Source organism: bacterium (assembly GCA_035528375.1).
Classification (GTDB): domain Bacteria; phylum RBG-13-66-14; class RBG-13-66-14; order RBG-13-66-14; family RBG-13-66-14; genus RBG-13-66-14.
The window spans coordinates 1-6,870 of record DATKYS010000044.1; the positions used below are offsets into that span (position 1 = coordinate 1).

A 6,870-nucleotide genomic window follows, 5' to 3' on the forward strand; every position below is an offset into this window, starting at 1 on the left:
GACGGGCGTGTCGCCGCCATTTTGGCCGACTACTACGCCGTCGTGGGCCGAATCGTCGAAAAGCACGGCGGGGTGGTGGACAAGCTCATCGGCGACGGCGTCTTCGCCACCTTCAACGCCGTGGCCGAGTTGGAGGACCACCGGGGAATCGCCCGCCGGGCGGGGGAGGAGATAATCGCGGAAATTTCCGGTCTCATGGCCGGAGATAAGCCGCTCCGGGCCGCAGTTTACGCGGCGTCGGGTCCCGCCGAGGTCCGCACCTTCACCGCCGGCGGACACACCACGACCACCGTCGTCGGCCGGACGGTCAACCGCGCCGGCAAGGCGATGCGACGACCGCGCTACGGCGGGGTGACGGACGCCGACCTCGAGTAACGGAAATTTACGATGAACCCCGCCCCGGCGGGGTCTCGTATTTGACGCCCGCGGCGGCCTGGGATAAGATAGCCCCATGCTCAACGGTTCCCCAGCGCCCGAGCCCTACAGCGTCAGCGCGCTGACCGCCCTGATAAAGGGCACCCTCGAGGAGCGCTACGCCGGGGTCTGGGTGGCCGGGGAGCTGACGGACGTAAAATTGGCCGCCAGCGGCCACCTCTACTTCCGCCTGAAGGACGAGGGGGCGGTGCTGGGGTGCGCCATGTTCCGCCCGCGACCCCAGCGGCTCGGCTTCGCCCCCGCGGACGGCCTCGAGGTGGTGGCACGGGGCGACGTCTCCGTTTACCCGCCCCGGGGGAGCTATCAGCTCATATGCGACGAGCTGGTCCTGCGCGGGCTGGGGGAGCTCCAGCGGGCCTTCGAGGAACTCAAGACGAGGCTGGCCGCCGAGGGGCTCTTCGCCGCCGAGGGAAAAAGACCTCTGCCTCGCCTGCCGAAGAGGGTGGGCGTGGTCACCAGCCGCGACGGGGCGGCCCTGCGCGACATCCTGCGCGTCCTGGCGCGCCGCCACGCCGGCCTGGACGTCGTCCTCCGGCACGCCCTGGTCCAGGGCGAGGGCGCCGGGGCGGAATTGGCCCGCGCCGTGGAGGAACTCGGCGCCTCGGGGCTGGTGGACGTGCTCATCGTGGGGCGGGGCGGCGGTTCCTACGAGGACCTCTTCTGCTTCAACGACGAGGGCCTTTGCCGGGCGATTCACGCCTGCCCGGTGCCGGTCATCTCCGCCGTGGGGCACGAGGTGGACGTGACGCTGGCGGACCTGGCGGCCGACGTGCGGGCGCCGACCCCCAGCGCCGCCGCCGAGATGGTCACCGCCGAGCGCGACGAGCTCCGGCGCCGCGTCGCCGTGGGACGCGGCTCCCTCCGACGCATCGCCGCGGATCTGCTGAAGCTCGAACGTCAGCGGCTGGAACATTTTCGTAAAACTTTTTCGGTGGAGCGGCTCGCCGGTTACCTGAACCTCCGCCGCCAGCGGGTGGACGGCCTGGGCGAGCGCCTGCGGCACGCCTCCCTTTCGGCTGTGGAGGCGGGTAAGTCTCGGTTCGCGCGGGTCCGGCTGGCCATGTTGCGGGCCCACGCGGTCCCCCGTCTGCGCGAGAGGGCTTTGGCGGGCCTCGTCCGCCGGTTGAGCCTCTCCGCTTCCGGCGGGATATACTCACACCGGGTGCGCCTGAGCTCGGGGACGGGTCGTCTGGTCGCCCTCGATCCACGCGCCGTCATCGGGCGGGGCTACGGCCATCTCACCCGTAAGGGCGCGCCCGTGCGCTCCATAGAGGAACTGCACCCGTCCGACGAACTGGGCGTGACCGTCCGCGACGGGACGGCGCTCACCGTGGTCAGGAGGATACTTGGAGAAGAAAATGACCTTCGAGGAGGCGATGGAGAGGCTGGAGGCCATCGTCGCCGAGCTCGAGGGCGGGGTGTACCCCCTGGACAGACTGATCTCCCTCTTTGAGGAAGGCATGGGGTTGGCGAAGCTCTGCCAGTCCCAGCTCGACGCAACCGAACGGCGACTCACCGAGTTGGTCAAGGGCGACGACGGCTCCCCCGCCGAGCGCCCCCTCGACCTGCCCGACGTGGAAGGATAATCTTGACTGTACAGCTCAAGGCTTACCTGGAACAGAAACGGGTCTTCGTGGACGGCGAGCTGGCGAGGCTCCTGCCGCACAGGGGGGCCTATCCGCCGGACGTCCACGAGGCGCTGCACTACGCCGTCTTTTCCGGCGGCAAGCGCCTGCGGGCGATTCTGGTCCTGGCCACCGCCGAGGCCGTCGCCGGCGACCTGCCCGACGGGGCCTCCGAGGCGGCCTGCGCCGTGGAGTGTGTCCACAACTACTCCCTGGTCCACGACGACCTGCCCTGCATGGACGCGGACGAGCTCAGGCGGGGCCGACCCTCGGTGTGGAAGAAGTACGGGGAGGCGGTGGCCGTCCTGACCGGGGATGCGCTTCTGACCGTGGCGTTCCAGATTCTCGCCCTGGGAGCCACCCGGGAGATCGAGCTCTCCGACCGCCTGCTCCTCTGTTCCCAGGAACTGGCCGTGGCCTCGGGCACCTTCGGGATGATCGGCGGCCAGGCGGCGGACGTGGCCAACGAGGGCAAGGACATAGACGCCACCATGCTGAACTACGTCCACACCCTGAAGACCGGAGCCCTGATCCGCTGCGCCTGCCGGATGGGGGCGATTCTCGCCCGGGCCGACGACACCCGGCTCATGGCGGCCACGCGCTACGGGGAGTACCTGGGGATGGCGTTCCAGATAGCCGACGACCTCTTGAACGTCACCGGCGATGAGGCGAAGCTGGGCAAGTCCGTGGGCTCGGACGAAAAGCGGGGCAAGAACACCTTCCCGAAGATTCACGGGGTGGAAAAGTCGCGGAAGATGGCCAAGTTCCACGCCGATTCCGCCGTGGAAGAGGCCCGGCGTCTGCCCCGGCCCGAGATTCTGGCGGAGCTGGCCGGCTTCGTCGTCGAGAGGGACCACTAGTTGCCGACCAGGAGTGCCAGGCCCCTTCTGCTCAAGGGTGGGACGGTGGTGGACCCCGCCCGGGGCCTTTACGCCAAGGCCGACGTGCTGTTGCGCGGGGGGCGGGTGGCCGCCGTGGAACGGGGGCTCGTCGAGCCGACGGCGGAAGTCGTTGACTGCGGCGAGCTCTTCGTCGTGCCCGGCCTGGTGGATATGCACGTCCACCTGCGCGAGCCGGGGCTGGAGGACAAGGAGACCATCGCCACCGGCACGCGGGCGGCGGCGCTGGGCGGGTTCACATCCATCGCCTGCAAGGCGAACACCGGCCAGTTCGTGGACAACGAGGCGGCGGTGGAGTACGTCCGCTACATCGCGGAGCTGCGCGGGCTGGTGAACGTCTTTCCCATCGCGGCCCTGACCGAGGGGCTGGCCGGGGCCGGAATCGCCCCGCTCCGCGAACTCCGGGAGGCCGGGGCGGTCGCCCTCTCCGACGACGGCCACCCGGTCCGACGGTCCGGCCTCCTCCTCAACGCCCTCAAGTACGCCCGGGACGCAGGTTTTCTGGTCATCAGCCACGCCGAGGAGGAGGCGCTCTCCGGGGGCGGCGTGGTGTCCGCGGGTCCATCGGCCACGGCGGCCGGGCTGGAGCCCATCCTGGCCGAGGCCGAGGACGTGGGGACGGTGCGCGACATCCTCGTGGCGGCCAGGGTCGGGGTGCCGCTCCACGTGGACCACGTCTCCACGGCCCGTTCCGTGGAGACGGTGCGCGACGCCAGGCGGCGAGGGTTCGACGTCACCGCCGAGGCGACGCCCCACCACTTCTGCCTGGACCAGTCTTCCCTTCCGGACGATTTCGACCCCAGGACCAAGGTCAACCCCCCGATAAGGACCGCCGCGGACCGCGAGGCGGTCGTCGCCGGCCTGCGGGACGGGACGTTGGAGATAATCGCCAGCGACCACGCCCCGCACACCCTGGCGGAGAAGGATCAGCCCTACCAAACGGCCCCCTTCGGCATCGTGGGGCTGGAGACGACGTTGGGGCTGACGCTGACGTATCTGGTGGAGCCGGGCCATCTATCCTTCGGCGAGGCGGTGGAGCGGCTCTCCACGAATCCGGCGCGGCGGCTGGGGCTTACCGGAAAGGGAAAACTCGGGGTGGGCTCGGCAGCCGACGTGACGGTGATTGACCGGGGCGCGCGGTGGACGGTTGACCCGGAAAAATTTGCCGGTAAGGGGGTAAACACGCCCTTCGCCGGTTGGGAGCTCACCGGCCGCGCCGTTTACGTTGTGGTCGGGGGGCGGGTCGTGATGGCCGACGGCGAGCTCGTTGGGAGTTGACGCCATGCCGGTTGACGAGTTGCGGATCAACGGCGACCGCGTGGAGACCATCCTCCATCTGGCGAAGGTCCTGGCCTTCACCCGGGACCGCGGGGTCATCGAGAATTTCCGGCGGTCCATCCTTCTGCTGGAGCCGCTCGTGGACCGATCCCTGCTCTCCGGGGACGAGGGACGGCTGTTCGAGGAATCGGTGCGCCTCGCCCGGGAACTCTGTCCGTGACCGCCCGGAGCATTTTTTCGCCATGACGACCGGATTCATCACCCGTCGGATAGGCTCAACCCGCGGCCAGCGCGGGTTGACCCTCATCGAACTTATAATCGCCATGGCGATTTTCGCCATAATCATGGTGCCGATGGTGCTCCTCGTTACCGGGGCGGGGACGGGGTTCAACGAATCGAGCAAGCGGGCCGAGCTCCAGCGCCGGGGCCGGATGGCGCTCCAGGCGATGGTGGCCGCCGTCGGCCAGGCCGGGGCCGATCCGACGGGCATGGACCTCTTCGAGGCGATTCCCGAAGCGGCGCCCAACGCAGTCGTCGTGGCCGCCGATTACCGGGGGGACGAGCCGGATACGCCTCCCGACGGCGACGCCGACGACCGGGCCGAGCGGGTCGGCTTCCGACTCGTCCCCGGCGGTTCCCTGGTCAACGAGATAGGCGACCCCGAACGGCCCGACCTCTTCGATCTGTCCCGCGACGTGCGCGACTTCCGCGTGGTTTACCGGGACGCGGCCGATGAAATAATCGCCCACGAGGCGCTGGTCTCCGAGAAGGCCGCGGGCGTCCTGGCCCGTCGCCGCATCCGCAGCCTGGAACTTACCCTGACGCTCGCCCCGGCCGACGACCCCCGGTTCGCGCCGATAGTGCTTACGACGACCGTGACCCCGGTGAACCTGGCCTCCCGTTATCTGGGAGCGGCGGCGGGGGGCGTATTCCCCACGGGCGAGGAGGCGGGCAAGGTTGGAGAGGCGGCCGTTCCCGGTGAGGGCGCCCCGCCCCAGGGACCGCCCGTGCTCCTGACCCAGGGGGCGGCGGCGGAGCTGCGCGATTCGGGCGTCGGCTCGCCCCGGGTCATCTTCGATTCCCCCGTGGACGGCGCCCTGGTGCGGGGGCCGGTCCCCGTGGGCGCGGCGGCTTACGACGCCGACGGCGCAGTGCGCCAGGTGGAGTTCTACCTGGACGACCGGGTGCTCGGGGTGGACGGCTACGCCCCCTACGACGCCCTGGACGGCGGCTGGAACCCCGTCTCCGGCGATGCGGCCGTCCCCGACGGCCACCATCTCCTCTACGCCCTGGCGGTGGACAACCGCCACCAGGTCGGCTCCGACTCCCTGATGGTCGAGGTGCGTTCGGGGTCGGGACCCGCGCTCTACCTGGACACCTCCCGCCCGGCCTACGTCCTGGCCAGCCGCGAGCTCACCGGCGCCTTCGGAGTAAAGAACTCGGGCGACGCCGAGGTCCGCCTGACCCAGCTCCGGGTGGTGTGGAACCGCCGGGGGCTGCTCCTGTCGGGGGTGGAGTACGAGGGCGTGAGCTATTTCAGCGACGCGGAGGGGGTAGAGAGCGGCGATTTGGTCCCGTTGAAAGAGACTCTGGTCCTGCCGCCGGGCGCGAGCGGCGAGCTGATTTTCCAATTCATCCCCGGACCGGGCGCCAACAGCCCGCGGTTGGAGGGGGCGAGGCTGGCCGTGCTGGCCGCCGACGCCGTGGGGCGGCGGTGGGGGATGAGTTGCTACCTGACCCCGGCCTCCTTCGTGCTGGATCGGCTCCTGATCCAGGGCTCGGCCTACCTGAACCGCTGGGCGGATTACTACCGCCTGACGCGGTTGGTCACGGGCGACGCCCTCTACTCGGACGAGAGGTACTCGATCCTAACCTTCCCAATCTCCTACGACGGCCTGGTTTGGCTCCTGACGGCCGATCGGGATCGGACCAAGGGGAGTGGTGAGGCGGCGCTGGGTCGGGACTTCCTGGGCCGCCTGAGGGCCGACAACCGGGTCCACGTTTACCTCCTCTACGACGACACCGCCACCCCGCCGATGTGGGTCCGCGACGACTTTATGAAAAGCCGCTACGTGGCGCTCACCGACAACCCCCGGGCCGACCGCCTGCGGGTCTGGCTGGGCACGGCCGAACCGGGCGAGGTCTTCTTCTACGGAAACCGCTCCGCCGGGGTCTCCGACAACGCGGACTGCATGTACATGCTCGGTTTCGGCGGGCTTTTCGCCCCAGGCACGGGCGAGTGAAGAGAGGGATTCCCCCTCCCACTGGGAGAGGGAAAATGCACCGACCATTACCCCGGCCCGTGGCTCGCGCATTGCGATGATGTAGGGGCGACCCGTAGGACGAGTCCTCTGCGGTCGCCCGCGAATTGCTCCCCGTCGCTTTCATGCCCCGACCATCGCCCCATTCGTGCTTGCGATGACGTAGGGGCCGACCTTTAGGTCGGCCCTTTTTTTCAAAGGCAGCCCTCACCCCAACCCTCTCCCACGGGGAGAGGGAGACCGTTTTTGCTGTGTGCTAAATGTAGGGCGGGGACTTCAGTCCCCGCCGCGTTCTAACCTCACCCCGGATATGTTTGCGATGACGTAGGGCGACCCTCTGCGGTCGCCCGCGAATTGCGATGACGTAGGGGC

General features: G+C 69.3%; 7 protein-coding genes. All 7 read left to right on the plus strand.

The features are described 5' to 3' along the window. The coding region (locus VM054_03225; protein HUT98064.1) for a hypothetical protein at nucleotides 1-375 on the plus strand (375 nt) is incomplete at its 5' end. 76 nt (nucleotides 376-451) lie between these two features. Further along, a complete protein-coding gene (xseA, locus tag VM054_03230; GenBank protein ID HUT98065.1) occupies nucleotides 452-1,888 on the plus strand; it encodes an exodeoxyribonuclease VII large subunit in 1,437 nt (478 codons plus the stop codon). Further along, nucleotides 1,812-2,021 carry an exodeoxyribonuclease VII small subunit gene (gene xseB / locus VM054_03235; GenBank protein ID HUT98066.1) on the plus strand — a complete coding sequence of 70 codons (210 nt, stop codon included), beginning with the start codon at nucleotides 1,812-1,814 and terminating at the stop codon, nucleotides 2,019-2,021. The genes xseA and xseB overlap by 77 nt, the downstream gene beginning before the upstream one ends. A gap of 2 nt (nucleotides 2,022-2,023) precedes the next feature. Further along, nucleotides 2,024-2,920 carry a farnesyl diphosphate synthase gene (locus VM054_03240; GenBank protein HUT98067.1) on the plus strand — a complete coding sequence of 299 codons (897 nt, stop codon included), beginning with the start codon at nucleotides 2,024-2,026 and terminating at the stop codon, nucleotides 2,918-2,920. Beyond that, a complete protein-coding gene (locus VM054_03245) occupies nucleotides 2,921-4,237 on the plus strand; it encodes a dihydroorotase (GenBank protein HUT98068.1) in 1,317 nt (438 codons plus the stop codon). Between the two features lie 4 nt (nucleotides 4,238-4,241). Beyond that, nucleotides 4,242-4,457 (plus strand): hypothetical protein, encoded by a 216-nt coding sequence (locus VM054_03250; protein HUT98069.1) that lies wholly within the window; start codon nucleotides 4,242-4,244, stop codon nucleotides 4,455-4,457. 22 nt (nucleotides 4,458-4,479) lie between these two features. Beyond that, entirely contained in the window at nucleotides 4,480-6,480 is a 2,001-nt protein-coding gene (locus VM054_03255; GenBank protein ID HUT98070.1) for an Ig-like domain-containing protein, read from the plus strand. Nucleotides 6,481-6,870 lie beyond the last annotated feature (390 nt).

Excerpts from the sequence above, each read along its gene's own strand:
- xseA (HUT98065.1), top strand. The coding sequence starts at position 452 with ATGCTCAACGGTTCCCCAGCGCCCGAGCCCTACAGCGTCAGCGCGCTG.
- xseB (HUT98066.1), top strand. The coding sequence starts at position 1,812 with ATGGAGAGGCTGGAGGCCATCGTCGCCGAGCTCGAGGGCGGGGTGTAC.
- VM054_03250 (HUT98069.1), top strand. The coding sequence starts at position 4,242 with ATGCCGGTTGACGAGTTGCGGATCAACGGCGACCGCGTGGAGACCATC.
- VM054_03255 (HUT98070.1), top strand. The coding sequence starts at position 4,480 with ATGACGACCGGATTCATCACCCGTCGGATAGGCTCAACCCGCGGCCAG.